Below are 24,999 nucleotides of genomic sequence, written 5' to 3' on the forward strand. Positions count from 1 at the left end.
TCTGTTTTCTTGCCAAGGGGTATGATATTTTTTTACACTAAAATAGTATGATTTACTTTGCACACCGCGGGGCCAGCGGGCTTAGGCCGCAAAATTCTCTCTGCGCGTTTGCTTTGGCGCGGGAATTGGGAGCCACAGCGTACGAGCTGGACGTGCATTTAACCAAAGACCAATGGACTGTTATCCACCATGATTATTCTTTAAAAGATACCACAGGGGTGGACGTACAAATTAAAGACTTGTCTTTGGCGCAGCTGCACAAATACCCGCTTATCAACCGTTTTTCCGCGGACATTTGCCAAGTACCCACTTTGCGTGACTTGCTGCCCGTTATTCAGGAAGACCTGCAAATTTTAAATATAGAAATTAAGAACGACGGCAACCGTTACCCCGGCATAGAGCGCGTACTTTTAAGAAATTTGGAATTGTACGCCCCAGAATCTTTTCCAAAACTGCTTATTTCCAGTTTTGATTATGAAACCCTTGCGCGGGTAAGGGATTTGCATAAAAACATTAAAATAGGGCATTTGTGCCGCCAATTTGACCTGTCTAAAACCCTTGCGCTGGGGGCGTACAGCGTACATATGAACCAAACCCGCATTACTCCCCCAATTATTTCCTCCTGCCATGCGCATGGGTTAAAAGTGTTTGTGTATACGGTAAATGACCCGGAGCACGCCCGGGAATTGCAGGCCCAGGGGGTGGACGGGATTTTTACGGACCGGGTGGACCTTTTTGTAAAAAAGAAATAATGTTTACTTTGTTGGCAAAAATGTTTTTGCGCTAAGGTGAAGAGTATATAAAAAACCCGGTTTGTTAAAACCGGGTTTTTGTTATTAATAATATTCGTCGGCTCCCACATCTTCCATCGGTGCGGCTTCTTCCGCCGGGGCCGCCATGCCGTAATATTGTTCGGGCGAATAGCGTTTGGGTTTCTGCCACAGGCGTTTTTCTTTTTTATAATCTCCGTCATTGGGTACGCCGGGAACTTGCGGCTGTTGGCGGTCATCGTAAAAGTAAATATTTTTTTCATCCGGGGAAGGTTCCAAATTGAATATATATTCCGACTCCACCACCGGAGGCGCTTCTCTTCGCGCTTTTTGGGCTTCCGGGGAAAGATCGGCCAGGTAGTCCTCTTCCGTTAAATAAATTTTACGGTTATATTGGGCTTTGCGTTGATTGCTGGTGCATGCGGCCAGCAAGCCGGCGCAAAGTAAAAAAACGGTTAATTTGAACAATGTTTTCATGGGCTCTCCTTATGCTTTCCTCTCACCTGATAATATAATGTTTTCCAGCAGACATGCAAGAGTTACCGGCCCCACTCCGCCCGGAACGGGGGAAACGGGGCAGCCTTTTTCCAACAAAAGCGCGGTTTGCGCGTCCCCGCATAAACCGCCTGCCGGGGTAACATTGGTGGCAATGTCTATAATCACGGCGCCGGGCTGGGCCATATCTGCCGTTAATAAGTTGGGCTGCCCTGCCGCGCAGCAGATGAGTTGTTCGTTTTGCAAGGCTTTTTTTAAATCAGCGGTTTTGGTGTGGCAAATTTTTACCGTGGCGTTTTTGCAGGTTAATAAATGCGCCAGCGGGCGGCCCACGGTGGGGGAACGGCCGATGACGGCCGCTTCCATACCCTGCGGGTCTATGCCGTGGTAGTTAAGCAAGCGGATGACCGCCATGGCCGTGCAGGGAACAAAGCCGGGCAGGCGTTCTACGTCCTGCCACGTTTTGCATAAAAATAAATTGCCCATGTTAACGTAGGACATGCCGTCCACATCTTTTTGCGGGGCCAGCACGCGTTCATAACCGCTGGCGGCCAGATGCTCCGGCAACGGGCGGGCGATAAGGATAGCGTCTACCTGCGGGTTTTGGGAAGCCTGGGAAAGCATTTCCAAAAATTGGGCGGCCGGGGTAGCGCGGGATAAAGGAAATACTTGCGCCTGTACGCCGGTTTTGCGCGCGGCCTGCACCTCTTTGTTTAAGTAAACGTAAGCGGCGTAATCGTCCGCGCAGCCGTAAGCGTAAAGGCTTATCGGGCGGCCCAGTTTTTGTTGCACTTCCTGCGCGCGCTGCGGCAGGTTTTGGCGTATTTGTGCGGCAAGAGTTTTCCCTTCTAAAATCATATATATTCTATTTTAGCAAATTTCAAGTGTGCTCTATAAAAAGCGCCGCACGGAGTTATTCTCCGTGCGGCGCCTAGTCTGAAAAGCAACAGGGGTCATTCCTCACTTATTTTCAACATGGAAACAAACGCTTCCTGCGGAATGTTTAAACTGCCGATGGACTTCATGCGCTTTTTGCCTTCTTTTTGTTTTTCCAAGAGTTTGCGTTTACGGGTGATGTCTCCGCCGTAACATTTGGCAATTACGTCTTTTCGGAACGCGGGTATGGTTTCCCGGGCCACTATTTTGCCGTTTACGGCGGCTTGCACGGCCACTTCAAACTGCTGGCGGCCGATTAATTCTTTCAGCTTGGCGCACAAGGCGCGGCCCAAGGTTTGCGCTTTGTCTTTATGAACCACTACGGACAAAGCGTCCACCGGCGTACCGTGAAGCAAAATTTCCATCAGTACCACATTTGCACTTCGGAAACCGGCTACCTCATAGTCAAAAGAAGCGTACCCCTTGGAAACGGATTTTAGTTTGTTGTAAAAATCTATAACCATCTCCCCCATGGGCATTTCATATTTTACGATCACGCGCTGGTTGGAAAGGTGGTCTAAATTCATAAACACGCCGCGTTTTTCTTTTAACAGGGTCATGACTCCGTCCATAAATTCCACCGGGGTAACGATGGTAATGTGAATGACGGGCTCTTTAATGTCTAAAATATCCCCGTACGGCGGGAAGTTGGCTGGGTTGTCTATAATTTTATAGCCCGGGTCGTCCGGCGCGTCCGGCAAGGCGGAAAGTTCCTGCGGGTGCGTTTTGCGCGGGGTGAATTTAACGTGATACACCACGTTGGGCGCGGTGGCGATTAAAGATAAATTAAACTCCCGCTCCAGGCGTTCTTTTACAATTTCTATATGCAAAATGCCCATAAACCCCAAGCGAAAACCAAACCCCAGCGCTTTGGAAGTTTCGCTTTGGTAGTGGAAAGAAGAGTCCGACAAATTTAATTTTTCCAGCGCGGTGCGCAGGAGGGGAAAGTCCGTCGTTTCCACCGGGAAAATGCTGGCAAACACTACAGGTTTGGCGTCTTCATACCCGGGCAGCGGGGTTTGGGCCGGGCGTTCGGCCAGGGTAACGGTGTCGCCCACTTTTACTTGGTGAATGTCTTTAATGCCGGCTACCAAATAGCCTACTTCGCCCGCGCTTAGTCTTTCGCCTTTGTGCAACTGTTTGGGCGTCATAAAACCCAGCTCTTCCACTTTGTAAGAAGCGCCGGAAGACATAAAGCGTATGGTTTGGCCCGGTTTTACGCTGCCGTCCACCAAGCGCACATACATGATAACGCCGCGGAACGGGTCGTAAAAAGAATCAAAAATAAGCGCGCGCAGGGGGGCGTTTGCGTCCCCGGACGGGGCGGGAATATCGGTAATAATGCGGTCCAGCAGGTGCTCAATGCCCAGGCCGGTTTTTGCGCTGACGCGTTCGGCCTCTATCGGCTCGCCCAGAATATCCCACAGTTGTTCTTCGGAGGAGTCCGCGTCCGATTGGGACAAATCCACCTTGTTCATTACCGGGATAATGGTCAACCCCAACTTTTTAGCCAAATGGGCGTGTGCCACCGTTTGCGCTTCTACCCCTTGGGAAGCGTCCACCAGAAGCAGAACGCCCTCACACGCGCGCAGCGAGCGGGCCACCTCATAAGAAAAATCCACATGGCCGGGGGTGTCAATTAAATTTAAAATGTAATCTTTGTATTTAATGCGCACCGCTTTGGCTTTAATGGTAATGCCGCGTTCACGCTCTAAGTCCATACCGTCTAACAGTTGGGCTTGCATTTTGCGCTTGGGTACGGTGCCGGTGTCTTCCAAAATACGGTCAGAAAGGGTGGTTTTGCCGTGGTCTATGTGGGCAACTATGGAAAAATTACGAATCTTCATCTTTGTTTTGCTCTATTAAACTGCGTATCTCGTCCGAACTTCCCATCAGCAACGCCGCTTGGGCCATGTCGGAGCAGATTTCAAAATTTAAATTGCGTATATTGTTTTTAACGCGTAAAAACATACGCGGGGTAACGGAAAGGGCGTCTATTTCCAACCCCAGTAAAAGCGGCAGCATTTTAGCGTCTGAGGCTAACTCTCCGCAAATGCTTGCTTTCTTGCCGCGTTTGTGCGCGGTTTGGATAATGAGGTTTAACGTGCGGATCACGGCCGGGTGGCACGGGTCATACATATGGGCCACTTCCTGGTTGACGCGGTCTACCGCTATTAAATATTGTATCAAGTCGTTAGTGCCTATGGAAATAAAATCCAAGAAACCAATCATCCCGTCCAGCGCCATGGCGGCGGCGGGAACTTCTATCATGGCGCCCAGCGCCACTTTGTTAACGGGTTTTTTACCTTCTTTTTCCAGCTCTTGCAGGGCCTGGTTAAAGGCGCTTCTTACGTGGCGAACCTCTTCTACGCTTGATACCATGGGTATCATAATGCGTATTTGGGCGGGCACTTCGCACGCGGTGCGCAAGATGGCGCGCAGCTGCGTATGCAGAAGTTCCGGGTTTTTAAGCAGCAGCCGTACCCCGCGGCAGCCCATAAATGGGTTTTGTTCTTGGTCAAATTCGTCCAGCGGAAACTGGGGCATTTTGTCCCCGCCTAAGTCCGCCAGGCGGATGGTGGCGGGGCGCATGTCAAAGCGTTTGGCTACGGACAGATACATGCGGTGCTGGTCTTCCTCGCTGGGTGGGGTGGGGGTATTCATAAATAAAAATTCCGTACGCAGCAGGCCCAGCCCGTCCGTAATTAATTTTTTGTTTTCTTTGGTGTCGGTGCGGGGGTCATAATTTACAAAAAGTTTTAGCGGGTGTCCGTCCTGCGTGATAACAGGCAAATGGTTAATGGTTTTTAACAGAGCTTCCGCTTTTTTATTTTCTTTTTGTATCTTTTTGTAATTGGCCAGGGTGTAGCGGTCCGGGTTGATAATCAAGAGGCCGTTGTCCCCGTCTACAATGACAGTGTCGTCTTTTTGAACCTGTTTGGCCGCGCTGGAGAGCCCCACCACCGCCGGCATTTTAAGGCTTTGGGCTAAAATGGCCGTGTGGCTGGTTTTTCCGCCTACGTCCGTGCAGAACCCCAGCACCTGGTTTTCCTGCAGGTTAATGGTGTCTGACGGATAGAGCGTATGCGCTATTAAAACGGACGGTTTTTTGATAGAGGCCAAAAATTCGCCTTTGTCAGCCTCTAAATTTTTAGCCAGGCGCTTGCCTACGTCAAATACGTCGTTGCGGCGTTCTTTAAAAAAAGGGTCTTCTATTTTTTCAAAACTGGCGGCTAATTCCTGCAAGGTTAAAAATACGGCGGCTTGCGCGCTTAGGTGTTCGTCTTTTATTTTTTTGCGTACGGAATCATACAGGCTGGGGTCTTGCAAAATCAGCTTATGGGTGGACATCAGCTGGGCGTATTCCTGCCCCAAAGTGGCCAGAACTTTCTTTTCACAGCTGTCCAGCTCGCGCATGGTTTTATCCATGGCGGTTTTCATTTTGGAAAGTTCCGCTTTTACTTCGGTTGGGTCTATGTATTGGCGGGTGACGGCAAACGAATCCCCCGGCAGTATCACCGCCGGGCCGATAGCCACACCGGGGCTTGCGCCCACCCCTTTTAATACAAACATGTTTTCCCCTTTAGAAATCTTCGTTAAATTTATTGTTAAAAAGTTCGGCAATGGCTTCTGCCGCTTGGCGTTCGTCTTCCCCGTCCGTGGTTAAACGGACGGACGAGCCGTATTCCGCCGCCAGCATCATAACGCCCATAATGCTTTTGGCGTTTACTTCCACGTCGTCTTTAGCTATTTTTACTTCACAAGAAAATTCCCCGGCTTTTTGGGCAATCATAGCCGCCGGCCTGGCGTGCAGCCCCAGCCGATTGGAAATTTTGATGTCTTTTTTTATCACCTGTTTTACCCCTTGTTATAAGTAACACGCAATACTAAAAATTATTACCGCCGCTATATATACATACATATTGGGTACTTTTAATTTGCGGGTTAGAAAGCTGATCATTACAAAAAATAAAACCAATACGGCGCGGGTAATGAAATATAAATTTAGCTCTATTTCTTTAAAATAATGGTATACGCCGAACAAAATCAGCCCGGCGGTTAAAATAAGACCGATGTGTTTGGCGTAGTAAATGGTTTTGTTCCAGTCAAATTTGGTAAGGCCGAAGCAGGTTTTTTCATCGGAATTATAGGCGATGGTGATCCCCTGCCATTTCACAAACAAGGCCACGCTGTTATATACAAAAAACGCCACCGCCCCCGCGCAAAGCGCGTCAAACACCAGCGGGTTCTCCAGCAGTTCTATTTCAAAAAAGTTTACGCCCAAACACAGCCAAATAAAAATGGCAAGCAAAAGCGTCAGCGGTTTGAGTGTCCCCCAAAAAAGCCGGTCCCCAATGGAGGCGGCCGTAATGGATAAGCCCCTGCGCGCGGCAGTCCATTCCGTTACTTGTTCTTTAAAATCTGTAACGGATTTAGCCTGCGCCACGGCTTCTTCTTTCTTGGCTAGGGCCCCTATGCAAAAGGACGCCATCACCGGCTGGGTGTTAAAATTGTCCAAATACCGCGTGATTACCGCCGGAAGGGCCTCTTGGTCCTGTTTATAGAGCTTGCGTAAAAACGGCAGCATAATAAACGTAAGGCCCACATTTTGGTATTTCACAAAATTCCAGCCGGTTTGCAAGAAAAACGAGCGTAAAAACAAGCGTAAATGCATGGAGAAATTCATCATGGGAGGTTACCTCGTTTTCAAGCGGAAAGCCGGAATTAAAGTGGCCAGACCGATCCACGGCACCGCCATATACGCAAATTTAAACGCGGCGTACATTTTTAACGGGATGTAGGCCACGATGTTGTACATTAATTGGGTGCAAATCCAGGCGCAAACGGAAATAAAAATTAAATTAAGCAAGAATGCCGATACAATAAGCATAATCACCGTACGGGAAAACGCCCCCGGGCGCGCGGTGGCGTTTTTTTCTAAAAACACCATCCATTTAAAACGGGCTTTGCGCATCCATTTGTCCAGCTGCCCGTAGGCTATGCCCGCGATAACGCCCAGAAAGAAACCAAAATACAGCTCTATTCCCAGGGAATACAAAATCATGGGGATGGCCGCGCACATCACGCCGCTGGGGGGGATAATGCCCCCTAACGGGGAAATGTCGGCAAATAAAAGTTCGGTAAACACGCCTACTTGAATGCCCGCCATAATGTCCCCCGTAATGAGCCCAAACACGGGGCCGGCGATAATAGGCCGGGAAAAAGAAAGCTGCCCTACGTATGTAGTGTCCAGCTCCAGCAATGCGGCTAAAATGCAAAGAATAACGATGGCTGTGGTCATGGGATGACTCCTTCCAGCGAGATGGACTTGGCATTCGGCACCGCGCGGGTTTCTATGTTTAACCCCAATGCCTTGAAAATGGAAAGAAGGCGTTTGTCTTGGTCATCTAAAAAAACATTATCGTCCAGCTTTTGCGCGCCTTTTTTGAAATGCATGCCGCCTATGTTGAGGGATTTTACTTTTAGTCCGTCTTCCAATAGCGGCATAATGTCCTGCAGGGAAGCCGCCAGCAAAAAAATGTTTTTAGCGGAATTTTCTATATATTGTTTGCAGCGGTTGCTTTCCAGTACGGTCAGCTCGTATTCATACGGCAAACACAGCCGCAGCAACCCTGTGTTGACGAGTTCTTTCCCTTTCCCGGTACACGGGATGAGGATTTCGTCCACATTCAGTTCCGGCAGCCAAGCTTGCACGATTTGCCCGTGGATTAACCGGTCATCCACGCGCGCGAATACAATAGGCATTATAATCCTTTAATTAACAGTTCCGTTGCGTTAATGACGGCGCGTTTCCCGTCCGCCTCTATTTTTTCAGCCAGTTCTTTGGCGGAAAGTTTTTTGCGGTTGTTTACCGCCGTTAACAGCATGCTTAAGTTCAACCCCGTAATGACATTGCATTTAGGGTTGTCTTTGCTGGCGGTAAGGGATATATTGGTGGCGCTGCCGCCAAAAATATCGGTTAAAATAACGGCTCCTTCCGGGCTGTCTTTTAACAGGTCTTTTAGTTTGGAGGATTCTTTTTCCACCGAAGAGGCCGCCGTAATGGACAACGTTTCAAAATCTTCCGGCGTTTTGCCTATGATTTGAGAAGTTGTGTTTAACAGCTCTTGGGCTAAATTGCCATGGGTAACTAAAATAATTTTTACCATAGTTAAAGTCCTATATCCCTGTGAAATTCGGAAGCGGTAAGCCCGGCTTTTCTGAGCCGTTCCGCCAGTTCATGGGCCATAAATACGCTGCGGTGTTTGCCTCCCGTACAACCCATGGCTATGGTCAGGTAGCTTTTTCCTTCCTTTATATATTTTGGTATCAAATATTTGATAAGTTCCGCAAATTTTTCCGCAAATTCTTTGGTTTCTTTGAAAGATAAAATATAGTCTTGCACGGGTTTGTCCAACCCGGTTTTCTCCTTTAACTCCGGCACATAATACGGGTTGGGCAGAAAGCGCACGTCCATCACGATATCACAATCTTTTAAAATGCCGTGTTTAAAACCAAAAGACACCACGGAAATCTGCATGTCTCCTTCCCTTTTGGATTCCAGCAAAATGGAAAGTTTTTCTTTTAATTCCCCCAATTTTAAATCAGACGTATCTATTACTTTGTCCGCCAGAATTTGAATGGGGGACAAGATTTCCCGTTCGTGGGCGATGGCCGCCGCCAATTTTTTATGAAGGGGGTGTTTGTGCTTGGTTTCTGAGAAACGGCGTATGAGGCATTCGTCCGCCGCGTCTAAAAAAATTACCTTGGGGGCAAAGTCGTTGCGGCCCAGCGCTTGCAGCATTTTGGGCATGTCTTTTAGGCTTTCCCCCTCACGCACGTCTATACCCAGAGCGATGTTTTGTAAATCTTCGCGCCCCAAAACGTATTTAATAAAATCTCTAAACAGAGCCAAAGGCAGGTTGTCTACGCAATAGAAACCAAAATCCCCAAAAATTTTAAGCGCTTGGGATTTGCCTGCCCCGCTCATGCCGGTAATAATAAAAAGTTTGCGTTTATTTGTCATGTTCTTGCGCCGTTTTTTTCATGCGGTCCAGAATTTTTTGGCTAAATTCTTTGGCCGAGAATATCCCCTGTGATTTTAACCGCTGGTTTAAAGCGGCCACTTCTATCAGCACCGCCAGGTTGCGCCCCGGGGTTACCGGCAGCGTCATGGACGGTACGTCTACCCCTAAAATGGTGGTGGTGTTTTGTTCTACGCCCAGCCGGTCCAGCCCGTTTTTCTGCGGCGGAGTGAGGACCACTTCCAACTCAATATTCATTTCATCCAGCGTGGAACCTACCCCAAACAACAGTTCCACGTCAATAATACCCAGCCCGCGCACTTCCATATAATGTTTTAACATGGCCGGGCAGGAGCCCACTAAAAAGCGCCCCCAGCGGGCTTGCACTTCCACCACGTCATCGGCTACTAAAATATGTCCGCGTTTGATGAGTTCCAAGGCGCATTCGCTCTTGCCAATGCCCGCCCCGCCGCGGATTAACACCCCTATGCCGCTTACTCCCACCAGTACCCCGTGAATATGCGTAACGGGGGAAAGTTTTTCATCCAAAAATAAGGAAAACTCCGACATAAAAGCCGAAGAATCCATTGTGGTCTTAAGCAAGGGAACGTCCGCGCTGAGGCAGGCTTTCTTTACCGCGGGGAGCGGGTCCAAATCCGCCGCCATAATAACGCAGGGCACATTGCCCTCGCTAAGCATTTTGGTGATGTTGTTTCTTAATTTGGTTTTATTTTCCCGAAGGCAGTAAGCGTGTTCCCCGCGGCCGAATACTTGAACGGAATTGGCGCGGAAATTATCCAAATGCCCGCACAAAGCCAGCCCCGGGCGGTTTACGCTGGTGTGCGTAATTTCCCGGTGGATATATCTTTTCCCGCAGACCAGCTCCAGGTTAAGGCGTTTAACCTGGAGCAGTTCTGACACGGTGACTGATTTGGTAAATTCCGCTATAACTCCGCCTCCCGGCTAATACCGGTTTATTTCTTTTTGATGGGTTTAATTAAGCCGTAGGTTCCGTCCAACCGTTTAAAAATCAGGTTGATTTGTTTGGAATCTTCGTCTAGGAACATCCAGAAAGAATACCCCAGGCGTTCCATTTCATAGGCGGCGTCTTCCGGATTCATGGGAGAAACTTCCACCTGTTTGATGACGGAGAATTTTACATCGTTCTGGGAAATCATCATGTGTTCCGCAAACGGGTTGATTTCCGCCACTTCTTTTACGGATTTTTTGGCTACTTTGCGGGCTTTGGCTTTGCTTTTTACTTTTTTAGCTTGGCCTTCCACTTTAATGGCGGCCGCGTCAATGGCTTTATAGAGGTTGCTTTCCACCGCGCTGGCGGTTAAAGTGGTTTTGGCGCCGGTATGTACAATAATTTCCGCGCGTTGGTTGATTTTCTTTTCCACGGAAATCAATACTTGGGCGGAAACGATATTGTCAAAAAAGTTTTCAATCTTGCTGACGCGGGTATTGATAAATTCTTTAATAGCAGGCGTCAGTTTGATATTTTTAGCGGTAATTTTGATATCCATAAAATGCCTCCGTATGTCTGTTACGAGTTATCCCCGTATAGTAATTAAACCATTAAAAAGAATAAAGTGTCAACGCGTACGGGCTATATGCTGCGGGGAACCAACCGCTTGCGCGGGTGGGGGATACAACCAAGTGGAAGAATTTAAGGATTATTTGATGGGCCTCCGTCCTGCTTATATATTGGTAGTATAAGCCGCGGAAAGTGAAAATCAAGCTCTGTTTTTATGGCTTGGCATATAATAAAAAACCCCGCTTGCGCGGGGTTTTAAATTTATTTGGCGTTCACCATTTTAGCTCTAGAGATATCACCTTTCTTATCTAAGAAATACAGATATCCTTTTTCTTTTTTGATGCCGCATTTTTCAACTTTCTTCGGCTTGCCGCCTTTTTTGCCGCCTCTGGCCATCTGCACGCGGGCGATGTCGCCGTCTTTGTCGATGTAATAGAGGAAGCCGTCTTCGCGTTCCATTCCAACTTTAAGTACTTTTTCTGCCATTTGAGATATCCTCCTTTTTAAGGAAAAACAGTGTTACGAAAAAAGTCTAATAAAAAAATCAATACTTTGCAAGAAATTTTTTACGTCTAAGCCCCGCCGAAGCCATTTTGGGGGCGTTTCCCAGTACGCGTACAACAGGCGAAAATGGCCTATAAATAAGAGGGAAATGCTATAATAGGCTATATCTGCCTAAAGGGGAAGTTTATGTATTTAAAAGCAATAGAAATTATCGGTTTTAAGTCCTTTGCCGACAAGTCCCGCCTGGATTTTGAGCCCGGCATCACCTGCGTAGTGGGGCCGAACGGGTGCGGAAAATCCAACGTGATAGATTCCGTGCGCTGGGCGATTGGCGAGATGAGCTGGAAATCCCTTCGTTCCTCCTCCATGGTAGATATTATTTTTAACGGTACGGCCAAACGCGCCCCTTTAAATATGGCCCAGGTAAGTATGGTGTTTGATAATTCCACCCGGCAGCTTCCGCTTGATTTTAATGAAATTACCGTTACCCGCAAAATTTTCCGTTCCGGAGAAAGTGAATATTATTTAAATAAGGTGCAATGCCGCCTGCGTGATATACGCGATTTGTTTTTGGATACCGGTATTGGCGGGGAAGGTTATGCCATTATTGACCAGGGCGGCGTGGAGAGCGTTCTCTCCGCTTCGGCCGAGCAACGCCGCGAAATGTTTGAGGAAGTGGCCGGCGTGTCTAAATATAAAGTAAAAAGGGAAGAGTGTATTAAACGCTTGGAACGCGTAGATTTGGATTTGGCCCGCTTGGCCGACACGGTGGCTTTAATAGAAGAACAAATTAAAAAATTAGACAGCGAGGCCAAAAAAGCCCGCCTGTACCAACGCTACCGCGAAGAACTAAAAGAAAGCGAAATCGCCATTTCCGTTTGCTCTATTAAAGAGTCAGACAAAACCATCGCCCAGCTTTCCGCCGATTTGGAACCCGTCGTGCGCCAAGCGGCGGATTTGGAAAACCGCATTTCCGCCCAAGAAGGTCAAACCGCCGCGCTGGACTTAAATTTAACTCACAAGCAAAAAGAAGCGGCTGCTTTTAATGAAAAAATTTCCGCCAGCAAATACCAGGTGGGGCTGCTGGAAGGGGCAATCAAAAATTGTGATAATTTGACCGCTGAACTTTCCAACCAGCTGGCCGCTTCCGGTGTGGAAGCCCAGCGCGGGCAAAGCCGTTTGGCGGAGTTAACCCCCGCGCTGTCCCGCTTAAAAGAACAGTTGGAGCAGGTGTCCAGAGAATTAGAACCTTTACAGACTAAATACAATGAACAGGTGGCCGCGTCTCAAGAGTTGGAACAGCGCTTGCGCCAAACCGACGCGGACGCCCAGCGTGCCTCTGGCGAACAAATGCGTTTGGTGCAAAAACAGATGGAAGTTTCCAATAAAATTTCGTTGGAAGAGTCTTCCGCCCAGCGTGAAAATGAAGACTTAATCACGTTGGAAAAAAACAGCCAAGGCGCCCAAGAAGGCGTAACCCAGCTGGAACAGGCCGTAAAAGAAGTGCAATCTCGTTTGGAAGAAAAACAGCGCGCCGCCCAAGCGGCTAAAGAAGCCATTGCGGCGGATGAAACCAAAGTAAAAGAACTTCAGTCCGCCCGCGCGGCGTTGAATGAAAAACTTTCCGCCGTTAAATCCGCCCGCGCGGCCTTGGCGGCCAAGCTGGAGCTGATCCAAACCCAAGGCAAGAATGACCCGTACTGGGTGGGCGTAAAACTGGTTACGCAAAGCGCGTTGCCGGGTATTAAAGGCACGTTAAGAAAGGCGTTAAAATATCCGCCCTCTTTAAGCGTGGCGGTGGAAGACGCCTTTGGAAAATATTTGGACGCTGTGTTGTGCGACGATTTACCCAGCGCCCGCCAGGCGATAGAAAAACTGAAAGAACACGGCAAAGCGCGCGCTAAATTTATTGTGCTTTCCGCCGTGCCGCAAGCCGCCGGTCAGGACGGAGAACTGAAAAAACAGCTTTCTTACGCGCCGGAATTGGAAGGTTTGATTAATTATATTATTGGCGGATACAACTGCCCGGCTGAAGGGGAAGTGCAAGGCGCTTTCTTTTTGGCGGCGGGCGCCAGCGGCGTAAAGGCGCCGGAAGCCTATTGGGGGGAAGAAGAAGCCGTAAAGCGGGAAGAGTCTTCCCGCGCCCAGGAAGAGGACTCTTTATCCAAAGAAATTATTTCCAATTATGATTTGCTTTCCAAGGCGGAGGAAGCCCTGCGCGCCCAGCGCGTAAAATACCAGGAAGAGGCTATTGCGCAAAATTCCGTACGCAATGAACTTTCCAACAAAGAAAATGAGCTTCGCCGCGTGCAGGAACAGTTGGCCCGTTCCGCCGCGCGCAAGCAGGAAATTACGCTGCGGCTGGAAAACCGCCGCCGCTCCGCGCAGGATTTAAAACAAAATTTGGAAGAACTTAAAAAACAACAGCAAGACCAAGCCTCCCTGGTGCAGCGGGCGGCCCAGCGCAAGGAAGAATTACAAAAAGAAACCGAAAAGCTGAAAGCCCAAATTAACGCGCTGAGCACTTCTTTATATGAAATTAAAATAAAGAAAAACAATGTGGAGCTGGATTTAAAATCTACGGATTTTGAATACCGCTCTTTGTTGGATAATGAGGGCAAACGCAATGAACAGATTGCCTCTTCCAACGCGCGTTTAAAAAGCCTGGCGGATGAAAAACTGGCTACACAAGGCAAATTATCCGCCGAGCGGGACAACCTGGCCCGCCTGGAGCTGGACGAGCACAAACTGCGCGGGGAACTGGAAGCCCTGAAAAAAGAATTCGATGAAAAAACGGCCGCGCTTAACGCCAGCAAAAAACAAGTTTCTGATTTGCAAATTAAAAAGAACGATTTGGAAAATGCCCTTTCCAACGCGCGCCGCCAGCGCACCACGGTGGTAAACAATTTGTTTGAAAGCTGGAACATCACGCCGGAAGAAGCCTCCATGAATTTTGGGGATAAACCGGTGGATTATGACCGCGTGAAAATGATGAGAAAACGCATTGAAAACATGGGCGCCGTAAACATGACCGCGCCGGAAGAATACGACGCGCTGACCGAGCGGCACACCTTCTTAAAAACCCAAATAGGGGATTTGGAAGGCGCTAAAAAAGATTTGAAATCCGCCATTAATAAAATCAACCAAACCACGCGGGAAAATTTCAAATACACGTTTGAGCAGGTGCGCATGCACTTTAAGAACATTTATCAAACGCTTTTCCGCGGCGGGGAGTGCGATTTGGTGCTTACCCAGCCTGAAAACCTGCTGGAAACGGGGATAGAAATTTACGCCCAGCCGCCAGGTAAAAAATTATTAAATATTTCCTCCATGTCCGGCGGGGAGAAAACCCTTACGGCTTTGTCTTTATTGTTTGCGTTCTTTACGCACAACCCGTCCCCTTTCTGTATTATGGACGAGGCGGACGCTGCTTTGGACGAAGCCAATGTGGAGCGTTACGTAAACTTAATTAAAGAATTCTCCAAAACCACGCAGTTTATCGTGGTAACGCACAATAAACGCACCATGGAATCAGCCCGCATGCTTTATGGAATTACCATGGAAGAAAGCGGCGTGTCTAAAGTAATGTCCGTTAACTTGGAAGACCGCTCCGTTGCCGGTATGCAAAAGAAAGAAGAAATAGAATCCTTGGCGGAGGCATAAGTGTTATACGGGGTTTTTTCGGACGTACATGGCAATTTTGAAGCGCTGGAAGCCTGTTTGGAACGCCTGCGCAAAGAGGGCGTGTCTCACTTTATCGTTTGCGGGGATTTGATTGGCTACGGGCCGGACCCGGAAGCCTGCGTGCAGCGGGTGTCCGCGTTAAAAAACACCATAAGCGTAATGGGCAATCATGACGCGGTTTTTATTCTGCCGGAGTTGGAAAGTTTCTTTAACCGGGAAGCGGCCATTTCTTTGGATTACAGCCGAAACGAAATGAGTGAAAACTCCGTGCGTTTTGTTTCCAAATTGCCGCATTCGTTTGAAGGGGAAAATTTTACCGTGGTGCATGGCACCCCGCTAGACCCTATTAAAGAATATTTTTCCAGCTGCATGCAGTTTAAAGTGAATTACCATTTGTGGAAGGGAAAAATCTGCTTTGTGGGGCATACCCACTTGCCGTTTTATATACGCGGAAATGAACAGGAATGCGGCGTTTTTTTAAACCGCAGCGATGACTTTTTGGTTAAGCTGGACGATGATATGCGTTATATCATTAATCCGGGTTCCGTAGGCAAACCGCGGGATAATAATCCGCGCGCCTCTTTTGGTATTTGGGACACGGAAAAAGAAACATTCCGGTTTCTGCGCCAAGAATATGACTACCACCCCACCCAGCGTAAAATGCAAGCGGCGAAACTCCCTTCTTTCTTAGTGGACAGTTTGTCTTTAGGTATTTAACGCGCCGGTTTTTTGCGGCGTGTTAATTTTTTCCATAGCGCAGCGGCGGCGGCCCCGCCCAGTACGCAAAGCGCGCTTTCAAAAGGGGCCCGGTATCTCCCGCCCGCTCCAAAGAAAGTAGAAGATATTCCCCAAAAATACAAAATATAAATTCCTATAAATACCAAGTGGTTTCGTTTCGTTTTGTCTTTCCAAATCAGGCATGCTCCCGCAAAGGCCAGCCCGGCCGTAAGCAGGGTTTGCAAGAGGCATAATCCCAATAGCAGCCAGTCTGATAAGCGGCGCAAGTGTTTGGCAGGGATAGGGCCGGTTTTATTTAATTGATAAGAGAATTCTTCCTCTGTTAAGAGCGGGCGGCCAAAAAACAGGCGGGAAAGCTGAGTATAAGAACCCCCAAACAATGTTTTGGCCAGCCAGTATGGGGCGCGCAGCAGTTTTTCCGGCCAGTATTTTAGAATCATCGGTTGGGCCTGTTGTTTGAACCAATTATCTTGTTGGGAAAGAGGCCAGTCGTTAAAATCCGGAGGGAGAGCCTGGCTAAGCAAGCGTGAGCCTTCCTGTGCCGGCAGATGATGTGCGCGGGCCACGCTGTCTAAATTCCAATAATACAAATTGTAGGCGGCGGAAGAATGAAAACCCGCATAGCCGGTTTGCTTCCAATTACGTATCTGCCAGGCCCCGGTAAAGAGCAAAAAGGGCAACACCAGCGCGGCGGCGGTTTTCCCTATTTTTTTTACTCCGTCTTTGCGGTGTTTTAGAATAAGCAAAAGCAAACTGATAAACAACATGTTATAAGCCACCGGGCGCACAAAAACGGCCGCAGTTAACAAGAGGCTTGCCCACAACAGAAAAGACATTGTAGGTTTTTGTATGTATAAAAGCGCCGCCAAGAGGTAGGCAGTAATTAAAAAAGCAAATAAAACATCAGACAAATAGGCAAAAGAATAAGCCCAATATACCGTGCTTACCGCGCAGAGCAGCGCCGCCGTCCTTGCCGCCGTTTGGGATAAAAAGCTGCGCGCCGCTTGGTAAGACAAAGCAATTAACGCCGTAGATAAAAGGATTTGCCAAAAAGCAACAGCCGCGTTGCTTTGGCCAAACACGCCCCAAATGATTGCCAAAAACACCGGGTAGCCCGGCGTGCGGAAAGTTAGCGGGCGGTTGGTGTAGGCCTCCAGCAGGGAGCCTTGTTCCAGCAGGGTGTGGGCCGGGTGGGTATAGTTCAGCGAGTCCGGAAAAGTAAAGAGTGCCGTCCCCAGCGGATTTAAAAACAAAACATATCCCAGTACGGCTAGACGCAAAAATAAAGTGATTAGGATAAGCCGCCGGGTAAATAGATCTTTATAAAACATATAACCAGTATATAAAATGTAATGGCAGGAAGGGCCCGCCGTATTTTTAGGGGAGTGCCTTCTTTTACACATATTAGGCCGCATGGAGGGGCCAGATGTGTTTGGATTATCTTTTTAGCAACGGCTTTTCTATCCTGTGTTTTGAATGATAGGGTGCAAGATATTTTTGGCTTATTGTATTGCCTAATGGGGGATTGTCTGGCAATGTGGTTTGTCAAATTGTTAAAATAATAATTATAATTAGTTATATTACATGACTTTAATGAGAAGGACTTTATTGTTTTGACAAGGGTTATGGCTGGTTTGTATATATTGGATTCTAATGATTTGGAGGAAGTATATCCGTTTTAAAAATATACTTAAAAATATTTATTAATCTCTCTAATGAAACAGCCTGGTTTTTAGAAGGGAAAGTTTGATTGCAAGGTTAAAAAGTAGCCCTTGTATAACGTGGGGATGAAGTGGTTTCTGCTATTGGTTTTATGATAAAATACAATAACTTATAAATAGTTTAAAAATTGTTGTTTTAATAGGGAGGCTCTATTTTTAACAACTTATTAGCGACTGCGTCTTACGCAGAGACAGCGCTCATTTGTTTAAGAGCTCCTTCAGTTTAACCCAGAAAGAGTTATTTTTATAGGAAGAGTATGAAACTGGCCGTTGTTATCCCTTCTAAAAATGGGCTGCATCATTTAAAAGAATGCTTGCCAACTGTAGTAAGAGCGGCGCAAAATTCTGCGCATGAAGTAATGGTAACAGTAGTTGATGACAATTCTACTGATAATACGCTAACAGCTCTTCCCCCGCTGTTTCCGTCGGTGCAGGTGGTTGCAAATCCACAACGGGGAGTGTGTTCCGCCCGCAATTGGGGGGTAACGCATACGCCGGGAGACTGGATTGTTTTTTTAGATAACGATGTTTTTTTAGAAGAGCAGTTTTTTGATACGTTGAGTCAATACTTTTTAGAAGATGTGTTCTGTGTTTCTTGTTGTGGTTACTGCGCTTATCCTACGGTAGAGGGGACCGAAGAACAATTGGATGGAGTAAAGTTGTTTCAATGGAGAAACGGTTATCCGCGTTTTACAGGAAATGTGTATAACCAAAATTTGCCTCCGAGCGGGCCCTATTTTTCTTGGGGGGTACAGGGCGCCTATTTTGCTTGCAACCGGAAAAAATTTGACCAGTTAGGGGGGTATGATTTACTGTTTGAGCCGTATTTGTTAGAGGAGACGGACTTAGCGTATCGCGGTTTAAAACGCGGCTGGCGGATTTTATATGCGCCTAATACGGCACCCCATCATAAATGCGGGGGGACAATCAATAGTAAGAAAAGTTCTTATACCAAATATTTATCCAAGCGTAACCGTATTTTGTTTGTATGGAAAAATATTCATTCCAAAAAATTGTTACTCAGGCACTTTTGTTGGTTGTTGCTGAGGCCTCATTTTAAGGCTATATACCAATGTTTGAAATTATTACCGCAGATTAAACAAAAAAGAAAAGAGGAATTTGCTTGCCGAGTGTACAGCGATGAAGAACTTTTGTTTTTTAGTCAACAAGGGAAATATACGCATTAGTATGTCAGAAGGGGGCAAGGCAGGGAAATTCTCCCCTATCGGGGCCCGTTTACTTCCAGCTGTCTTTATTTAAAGTATAGCAGGCATTGGGAGTAAATATTATATGTTTGATTTTTCAAATCTTTATTAGAGTGATATTGAGCGGGAATAAGGATTAGAATTAGGAGCGTGTATGCATATTATTATTCAAGCTGGTGGAAAAGGAACCCGCTTAGAGGGGCTAACTCGCAATAAGCCTAAATGTTTGGTTCCTGTAAACAATTTACCTATTATTTTTTATGCCTTTGAAAAATTTAAAGAGGCAGACTTTACTATTATTGCGGATTATAAAACAGAGGTGTTAGAAAAATATCTAAATACTTTTGCCAGCCAATACCGTTTTAAAATTATAAAAGCTAATAGAAAAGGTACTGCCAGCGGGATTAGAGAGGCTATATCCTCTTACGGGGAACAGGAGCCTTTTATGCTGGTATGGTGTGATTTAATATTGTCTCCTTCGTTCCAAATTCCCTCCAAACCTGGTAATTATATTGGTATTTCAAAAGATTTTGAATGTCGTTGGTCTTATGTGGACGGCAAATTTATTAAAACGCCGTCTAAAGAGAATGGAGTGGCTGGTTTATTTGTTTTTGAAAACAAGTCTTTATTGGCAGGGGTCCCTCAAGAAGGGGCTTTTGTGGATTGGCTGCAAACCCAGCCTATTTCATTTCAGAGATTGGATTTATATGGTTCTAAAGAAATAGGCACATTGTTAGCCTACGCGGATAATAATGATGTATCCCATCGGTGCCGGCCTTTTAATTCCATGAAATTTGAAGGGGATGTGGTTATTAAAACTGGAATTACGGAACAAGGGAAAAAAATAGCAGTAGATGAAATATCTTGGTACAAGCATGTGAAACAATTAGGGTTTGAGCATATCCCGCAAATTTATAGCTACGAGCCTTTAACGATGAAACGCGTCCGCGGTAAGAATATTTTTGAGTATGACTGTTTAACCAAAAGCCAGAAAACAGAAATTTTAGAAAAGTTGGTCTCGGCCTTGCGCCAGTTGCATGATTTAGAGCCGGCCCAACCGGTTAACATACAAGATGTGCAAGAAAACTACATTGATAAAACTTTTTCCCGCTTGGAGAAGGTAAAGGGTTTAATCCCTTTCTCTGAACAGGAATTTATTAAGATCAACGGACAATATTACAAAAATATCTTTTTTAATAAAGAAGAACTTATCCGTTCTGTAGAAAGATATCTTCCTGCTGAGTTCCGGTTAATACATGGAGATTGCACTTTTTCCAACTTAATGTTTGACACTTTTGATATGCGCGCGGTGTTGATAGATCCTAGGGGTTATTTTGGACACAGTAAACTTTATGGAGACGCCGATTATGATTGGGCCAAACTATATTACTCCATTAGTGGAAATTACGATATGTTTAACCGTAAAAAATTTACTTTGGATATTCGTGAAAAAGAGGTGGAACTCTTTATTAAGCCAAATAATTGGGAGAATATGGAAGAATGCTTTTTTGATTTGCTTCCAGAAGTAAGCAGAGAAAAAATAAAGCTGTTGCACGGAATTATTTGGCTTTCTCTCACTACATATGCCTGGGAAGATTATGATTCAATTTGTGCCGCCTTTTATAATGGATTGATTAAACTGGGGGAGGTTTTATAATGTTGCATTTATCCCCTTTGGCACATACTTGGATTTTAGATGTAGACGGCACCTTGGTGAAGCATAACGGTTATAAATTAGACGGGGAGGACACTCTTTTGCCGGGGGTGCGCGCTTTTTTTGACTCTTTACCAAAGAGGGATACCGTTATTTTACTTACCGCACGCACAGAGGCAGACTTGCCTAAACTGAAAAAATTTCTAGCCCGCCACGGCCTGCGTTACAATCAACTGATAGGCAATGTCCCGGTGGGGGAAAGAATTTTGGTTAATGATGATAAACCCAGCGGTCTGGTTTGTGCGTATGCTTGTTGTAAAAAGCGCGATGAAGCCCTGCACGTTGATTACCAAATACATGAGGATTATTAATCCACACATTAGAAATGAGTTTGATATATGCTAAAAGATATTGATAAAAATGCGTGTAAATGCACGATTGAAAAAGAAATAAACAGTTTAAAACAGTTAGAAGTTTTGCTAGGGGATTCTGTTCTTTCTAATGTGCTTGATTTATTGCAAAATGCGCCGGGGCGAATTATTTTCACCGGGATGGGCAAGTCCGGCATTATAGCTAGAAAAGTGGTGGCTTCTTTATCTTCCACGGGATCACCGGCTCTTTTTGTGCATCCGGCGGAGGCCAGCCACGGGGATTTAGGCATGATTAGCGAGGGGGACGTGGTGATTGCCATTTCTAACAGCGGAGAATCTAAAGAACTGGCTGATATTTTAAATTACTGCAAACGTTTTGCTATCCCGTTGGTGGGGATTACCAAAAATCCTTCCAGCACCTTGGCGAAGTATGCTGATTATTTGCTGCCTCTTCCTAATATGCCAGAAGCAGATCCGTTGGGTTTGGCCCCCACTTCCTCTACTACGGCCACGCTGGTGTTGGGGGATATTTTAACAGTGGCCTTGATGACCCGCAAACAATTCACAAAACAAGATTTTCGGCTTCGCCATCCGGGAGGGAAGCTGGGGGCCATTTTACAAACTGTCAAAATGGTGATGCACAGCGGAAAAGACATGCCTATTCTTCCACAAGAGGCGGGGTTTAGCCAAATTGTAGTGGAAATGAGCCAGAAACGTTTGGGATGCGTTGGGTTTGTGGACGGAGAAGGCAAATTGGTGGGTGTGTTTACGGATGGGGACTTGCGTCGTAAAGCCTCACCGGCGTTATTTGAATCCGTCGGCAAAGAACTGATGACATTAAATCCGCAGCAAGTAGCGCCGGATACTTTAGCTGCTGAGGCATTACATATTATGAATGCCAAAAAAATAACCAGTTTGTTTGTGACGCAAGAGTGCAAACCGTTGGGCGTTGTACATGTGCATGATTTATTAAAAATGGGTGTTTAATGGTGTATGCCTAATTGCTCTTATTTGGAATTTATGCGCGTGAGACTGCAGCGCTGGCCTAAAAAATATCCCAAAGCGGGTGGCTTCTGTTTGTTTTCTAAAATGTTGGCGGCCTCGAGCATTTTTTGCGGGAGATATCTTCTTGATTATGGGCATTATTTTTTTAAAAAGGAGGATAAAAAACGTCTATCGGTTGCCTTAGTACTAAGCGGTGGAATAGGAGATATAGTAACGGCAATTCGGTATATCCACGTATTATTGGCCCACACAAATGCACCGGTAGTTGTAGATGTATTCTCCTCCCAAAAACCGTCTGATATAGCAGTGTTGCTGGGCGCTGCCGGTTTGCGTTGGCAGGTTTTTCCTATGCATCAGTTTAAAAACCGGCTTCTTTATGATATTGTTATTCAGCTTAGTGTGCAGTTTCCCGTCTTTTTTGTTAGCAATCAGCATAAGTTGGATGTTTTAGCTCCGGCTCTTTCTTCTTATATAGCCAAAGCCCGGCAATGGAATAAGGCTCATGAGGCTTATTTATCTGTAGATAATATGTTTAGGGCCCAGTACTGGTGTGTGCTGAATAAAAAAACAATGCTTCAAGCCATGGATACTCCGGACTTGTTGAATTTATCTAATGTCCCCCCCCGTTTTTTACAGCTTCCGCTTGAAAGTCAGAATATGCTTAAACGTTGGAATTTGCAGACAAGGCCTTTTATAACCGTCGGCTATTCTGTAGATCAGAATAACCCCAGCAAATTGCAAAATATACGTTTATATCAACATTGGCCGGAAGTATTACGGTTGCTAAAGAAGAAGTATCCGTCTCTATATGTTGTTCAGTTGGGAGGTTTTCCTCATCATTTGGACGGGGTAGATTTATGCTTAGCAGGAAAAACCTCATTCTCTGAGCTCATCAGTTTGTTGGGGTATAGTTATTGCCATTTAGATAATGATAGCGGGTTTGTCCATTTGCGGCATTTCTTTTCCGGGAAGCCCTCCGTTGTTTTATTTGGGTGTACTTCTGCTCAAGTAAAGGGACACGCGGAGAATCTAAACTTGGTGTATCGTCCATGCAATATGGAAGTATGCGAATGGCTGGAAGGAAACACCTGGTGGAAAACTTGCCCTGGAAATTTGGGACCTAACCATTGCATGGGATTTAAACCACAATGGCTTGCTGAGCAAATTGTCGCATCGGGCTTTTTAGATCTGTTTTAGGGTATTCCTTATGAGAGAACGATTGTCTTTTCATTGCTATAAAAGCTGCCAGTTTTTAGGGATTAATTTTTATACATGTTTTTTAGGGCGTTTTGCTGGGGAAGAAGTACGTAAAGAGGTTTGGTTGGGCGGCTTGTTTGGTATTGAAAAACGCTTAGATCCGCCCCGCGGTAAGCGGATGAAAAAATTTTATATAGCCTCCTGCCCCATATGGGAGTGGGGAAAACAGGCGGGATATAAAACCTATTCTGTTCTTTCAAAAGAAGTTTTACGCAGTAGTTTGTTGTCTTCTATGTTAAATAAATATCGCTTTCAGCTGACAGGAGCTGATCATATTTATTTACTTAATTCTAACTTAGGGGAATTGTATCTCTTTTTGTCTTGTTTCCTTTTAGCTATGATGAAGAGAGATAACGTGCAAAAACCAGTGTTCGTGACAGATAGAAAATACCATTTTGCATTGTTCCGGTTGCTAATTCCGCAGGCTAAAACTATAAAAATTGATAAAGTCATTAGCGAAGTTGTTGATAAACATTTTGTTTTTGAGGGAATACCCTGCACAATACTTTATACCAGTTCCTTTTTTATTGATAGCTGGAAAAAGTTGCTAAAGGGACAGGGAAATTTCTTTGATTCACTGTCACAAGAAGTCGGTTTGGCTCCTTCAGAGTTAGAACTTAATCCAGTGCGTTTTTCTGAAACATTAAGAAGGAAAGTGCATCAAGTAATTGGAGATTTACATTTAAATCTGGAAAGGCTGATATTTCTTGCTCCGGAAGCAAATTCCTGCCGCTCTCTTCACAAAAAAGAAGTGTTTGAGTTGGTCAAAAATTTAAAAGAAAAAGGCTGGAGCATTTTTTTGAATACCGCCAAGTCCGATATGCAAAATATTGTCCCTGGTATGGTCTCTTCTCCCTTAAGTGTAGATGAGGCTATTTATTTAGCCTCCCTATCTAAGCATATTATAGCTGTGCGCAGCGGGTTACTGGATGCACTTGTTCATTTGCCTGTTACTATTCATGTTATCAATACCCCTATGAAAGGCTTGCATGCGTATATACCTAGCGATTTGGTGGCCAAAGGTTGGGATTTAAATACAGTAGCTTTTAAAAAGGCCCACATATTCCCTTACATATATACGCAGGATATTATTTCCCAAATATTATCCCATATAGATTAAACCGCGTAATTATAGAAACGCATGCTGGTTTGTGGCTGGTATATCTAGCGCGTTTATACGTAATCTTTGTTTGGGGTATTGTGGAGGAGTATATCGGTGATGAAAAAGCCTAAAATAACGAGGCATTAACCAAAGAGCCGGTTTTTAAAGTTTTACTCTAAATGATAGAGAAGCAATTTGTTAGATGGTTTTCTTATTTCAGCAAATGAATGGGACAATATGCAAGAGAACGGCTGCCCGAATAAGACGGGCAGCCCATTTTGTGTTGTTTATAGGATTATTTTTAGATTCGTTTAAATGATTTTCTGTTTTCGCAAGGGTGTTAATAATATTTTTTCAACAGACACAGTTTTGTGTTTCAATTGTATACAGATGCATGTGTGGTGCAAAAATATTTTTCACTTAAGGGCGGCATTGTTAAGAGGTTGAAGAATTCCAGGTCAGCGGTTTGGGGCTGGTGTTTGCTGTTTTATGTTATTTTATTACCTGGGGAAAATGAGGTCGTCTAGATTTGTACAGCGGGACTGTTTTAAGGCATAAAAAAGCCGCTTTATAAAAAGCGGCTGATGTATTTATAAAATGGTGGACCTGACAAGGATCGAACTTGCGACCTCCTGCATGCCATGCAGGCGCTCTCCCAGCTGAGCTACAGGCCCTTATCACTACATAAATAGTATAGCAATTTTTTTATTTTGTAGCAAGGGGCCGGACAAACCTTGTTTTTATTCGTGAGGCAACTGATTTTTTCTCACTTTCCGCCTTACTCCAATACCCTTTAACCGGGGGGTTCCCCCCGCTGTTATATGAATGCTGCAAATGCTGGCAGTGCGAAAAAATGAAACTCCCCGGGCTTACGCCCGGGGTTTCTTTCTATACGAACAATTTCATTGTTCGCCCCAAATCTTCTTTTCCCTGCATATCTATATATTTTCGTATTTGTTCTTCGTTTATCCCTACCGTGGATACAAAGTATC

Annotated in this window: 23 protein-coding genes and 1 tRNA gene; 9 read left to right on the plus strand and 15 right to left on the minus strand. The window is 45.7% G+C overall.

Annotated elements, in window-relative coordinates; translation table 11 throughout:
- The first annotated feature begins 47 nt into the window (after positions 1-47).
- The gene (locus ACQY33_RS07175) at positions 48-752 is read left to right on the plus strand and encodes a glycerophosphodiester phosphodiesterase (RefSeq protein WP_428075354.1); all 705 of its coding nucleotides are present in this window, start codon (positions 48-50) and stop codon (positions 750-752) included.
- Positions 753-836: 84 nt separating this feature from the next.
- On the opposite strand, the gene ACQY33_RS07180 is transcribed toward ACQY33_RS07175, so the two are convergent.
- From ACQY33_RS07180 to ACQY33_RS07240, 13 genes are all read right to left on the minus strand, one after another.
- Positions 837-1,247 carry a hypothetical protein gene (locus tag ACQY33_RS07180; protein WP_428075356.1) on the minus strand — a complete coding sequence of 137 codons (411 nt, stop codon included), beginning with the start codon at positions 1,245-1,247 and terminating at the stop codon, positions 837-839.
- A gap of 9 nt (positions 1,248-1,256) precedes the next feature.
- A complete protein-coding gene (locus ACQY33_RS07185; protein WP_428075358.1) occupies positions 1,257-2,123 on the minus strand; it encodes a bifunctional 5,10-methylenetetrahydrofolate dehydrogenase/5,10-methenyltetrahydrofolate cyclohydrolase in 867 nt (288 codons plus the stop codon).
- A 95-nt stretch (positions 2,124-2,218) separates the two neighbouring features.
- The gene (gene lepA, locus ACQY33_RS07190) at positions 2,219-4,048 is read right to left on the minus strand and encodes a translation elongation factor 4 (RefSeq protein WP_428075360.1); all 1,830 of its coding nucleotides are present in this window, start codon (positions 4,046-4,048) and stop codon (positions 2,219-2,221) included.
- Positions 4,035-5,774, minus strand: coding sequence for a phosphoenolpyruvate--protein phosphotransferase (gene ptsP, locus ACQY33_RS07195; RefSeq protein ID WP_428075362.1), 1,740 nt, complete (start codon positions 5,772-5,774; stop codon positions 4,035-4,037). The genes lepA and ptsP overlap by 14 nt, the downstream gene beginning before the upstream one ends.
- 10 nt (positions 5,775-5,784) lie before the next feature.
- Complete coding sequence (locus tag ACQY33_RS07200) at positions 5,785-6,054, minus strand: HPr family phosphocarrier protein (RefSeq protein WP_428075364.1); 270 nt, start codon at positions 6,052-6,054, stop codon at positions 5,785-5,787.
- Between the two features lie 15 nt (positions 6,055-6,069).
- Positions 6,070-6,891, minus strand: coding sequence for a PTS system mannose/fructose/sorbose family transporter subunit IID (locus tag ACQY33_RS07205; RefSeq protein ID WP_428075366.1), 822 nt, complete (start codon positions 6,889-6,891; stop codon positions 6,070-6,072).
- Positions 6,892-6,897: 6 nt separating this feature from the next.
- Complete coding sequence (locus ACQY33_RS07210) at positions 6,898-7,503, minus strand: PTS sugar transporter subunit IIC (protein ID WP_428075368.1); 606 nt, start codon at positions 7,501-7,503, stop codon at positions 6,898-6,900.
- The gene (locus ACQY33_RS07215) at positions 7,500-7,967 is read right to left on the minus strand and encodes a PTS system mannose/fructose/N-acetylgalactosamine-transporter subunit IIB (protein ID WP_428075370.1); all 468 of its coding nucleotides are present in this window, start codon (positions 7,965-7,967) and stop codon (positions 7,500-7,502) included. Before ACQY33_RS07215 ends, ACQY33_RS07210 begins: the two co-directional genes overlap by 4 nt.
- Positions 7,967-8,371 carry a PTS sugar transporter subunit IIA gene (locus ACQY33_RS07220; protein ID WP_428075372.1) on the minus strand — a complete coding sequence of 135 codons (405 nt, stop codon included), beginning with the start codon at positions 8,369-8,371 and terminating at the stop codon, positions 7,967-7,969. Before ACQY33_RS07220 ends, ACQY33_RS07215 begins: the two co-directional genes overlap by 1 nt.
- Positions 8,372-8,373: 2 nt before the next feature.
- A complete protein-coding gene (gene rapZ, locus ACQY33_RS07225) occupies positions 8,374-9,228 on the minus strand; it encodes an RNase adapter RapZ (protein ID WP_428075374.1) in 855 nt (284 codons plus the stop codon).
- Positions 9,218-10,147 carry an HPr(Ser) kinase/phosphatase gene (gene hprK / locus ACQY33_RS07230; protein WP_428075376.1) on the minus strand — a complete coding sequence of 310 codons (930 nt, stop codon included), beginning with the start codon at positions 10,145-10,147 and terminating at the stop codon, positions 9,218-9,220. The genes rapZ and hprK overlap by 11 nt, the downstream gene beginning before the upstream one ends.
- Before the next feature lie 53 nt (positions 10,148-10,200).
- A complete protein-coding gene (gene hpf, locus ACQY33_RS07235; RefSeq protein ID WP_428075378.1) occupies positions 10,201-10,755 on the minus strand; it encodes a ribosome hibernation-promoting factor, HPF/YfiA family in 555 nt (184 codons plus the stop codon).
- Positions 10,756-11,027: 272 nt separating this feature from the next.
- Positions 11,028-11,252 (minus strand): hypothetical protein, encoded by a 225-nt coding sequence (locus ACQY33_RS07240; protein WP_176777614.1) that lies wholly within the window; start codon positions 11,250-11,252, stop codon positions 11,028-11,030.
- 204 nt (positions 11,253-11,456) lie between these two features.
- Here ACQY33_RS07240 and smc point away from each other — a divergent pair, with 204 nt between their 5' ends.
- Positions 11,457-14,933: a chromosome segregation protein SMC gene (gene smc / locus ACQY33_RS07245; RefSeq protein WP_428075380.1), complete on the plus strand. Its 3,477-nt coding sequence runs from the start codon at positions 11,457-11,459 to the stop codon at positions 14,931-14,933.
- Entirely contained in the window at positions 14,934-15,671 is a 738-nt protein-coding gene (locus ACQY33_RS07250) for a metallophosphoesterase family protein (protein ID WP_428075382.1), read from the plus strand.
- Here the strand turns inward: ACQY33_RS07250 and ACQY33_RS07255 are convergent.
- The gene (locus tag ACQY33_RS07255; RefSeq protein ID WP_428075384.1) at positions 15,668-17,023 is read right to left on the minus strand and encodes an ArnT family glycosyltransferase; all 1,356 of its coding nucleotides are present in this window, start codon (positions 17,021-17,023) and stop codon (positions 15,668-15,670) included. The two genes, ACQY33_RS07250 and ACQY33_RS07255, sit on opposite strands and share 4 nt — an antisense overlap.
- A 647-nt stretch (positions 17,024-17,670) precedes the next feature.
- Between ACQY33_RS07255 and ACQY33_RS07260 the strand changes: the two genes are divergently transcribed.
- The 6 genes from ACQY33_RS07260 to ACQY33_RS07285 all read left to right on the plus strand — a co-directional run bounded on the left by ACQY33_RS07260 (position 17,671) and on the right by ACQY33_RS07285 (position 24,025).
- Positions 17,671-18,600 carry a glycosyltransferase family 2 protein gene (locus ACQY33_RS07260; protein ID WP_428075386.1) on the plus strand — a complete coding sequence of 310 codons (930 nt, stop codon included), beginning with the start codon at positions 17,671-17,673 and terminating at the stop codon, positions 18,598-18,600.
- A gap of 172 nt (positions 18,601-18,772) precedes the next feature.
- Positions 18,773-20,275, plus strand: a complete 1,503-nt coding sequence (locus ACQY33_RS07265; RefSeq protein ID WP_428075388.1) for a sugar phosphate nucleotidyltransferase — start codon at positions 18,773-18,775, stop codon at positions 20,273-20,275.
- Positions 20,275-20,643, plus strand: coding sequence for a hypothetical protein (locus ACQY33_RS07270; protein WP_428075390.1), 369 nt, complete (start codon positions 20,275-20,277; stop codon positions 20,641-20,643). Before ACQY33_RS07265 ends, ACQY33_RS07270 begins: the two co-directional genes overlap by 1 nt.
- Before the next feature lie 27 nt (positions 20,644-20,670).
- Positions 20,671-21,630 (plus strand): KpsF/GutQ family sugar-phosphate isomerase, encoded by a 960-nt coding sequence (locus ACQY33_RS07275; RefSeq protein WP_428075392.1) that lies wholly within the window; start codon positions 20,671-20,673, stop codon positions 21,628-21,630.
- A 33-nt stretch (positions 21,631-21,663) separates the two neighbouring features.
- Positions 21,664-22,845 carry a glycosyltransferase family 9 protein gene (locus tag ACQY33_RS07280; RefSeq protein ID WP_428075394.1) on the plus strand — a complete coding sequence of 394 codons (1,182 nt, stop codon included), beginning with the start codon at positions 21,664-21,666 and terminating at the stop codon, positions 22,843-22,845.
- A 10-nt stretch (positions 22,846-22,855) separates the two neighbouring features.
- On the plus strand, positions 22,856-24,025 hold the full coding sequence (locus tag ACQY33_RS07285) for a hypothetical protein (protein ID WP_428075396.1): 1,170 nt from the start codon (positions 22,856-22,858) through the stop codon (positions 24,023-24,025).
- A 580-nt stretch (positions 24,026-24,605) separates the two neighbouring features.
- Here the strand turns inward: ACQY33_RS07285 and ACQY33_RS07290 are convergent.
- Positions 24,606-24,681 (minus strand) — tRNA-Ala (locus ACQY33_RS07290).
- Positions 24,682-24,999: the final 318 nt, after the last annotated feature.

Origin of the sequence: Candidatus Avelusimicrobium aviculae (assembly GCF_949292495.1) — a bacterium.
Classification (GTDB): domain Bacteria; phylum Elusimicrobiota; class Elusimicrobia; order Elusimicrobiales; family Elusimicrobiaceae; genus Avelusimicrobium; species Avelusimicrobium aviculae.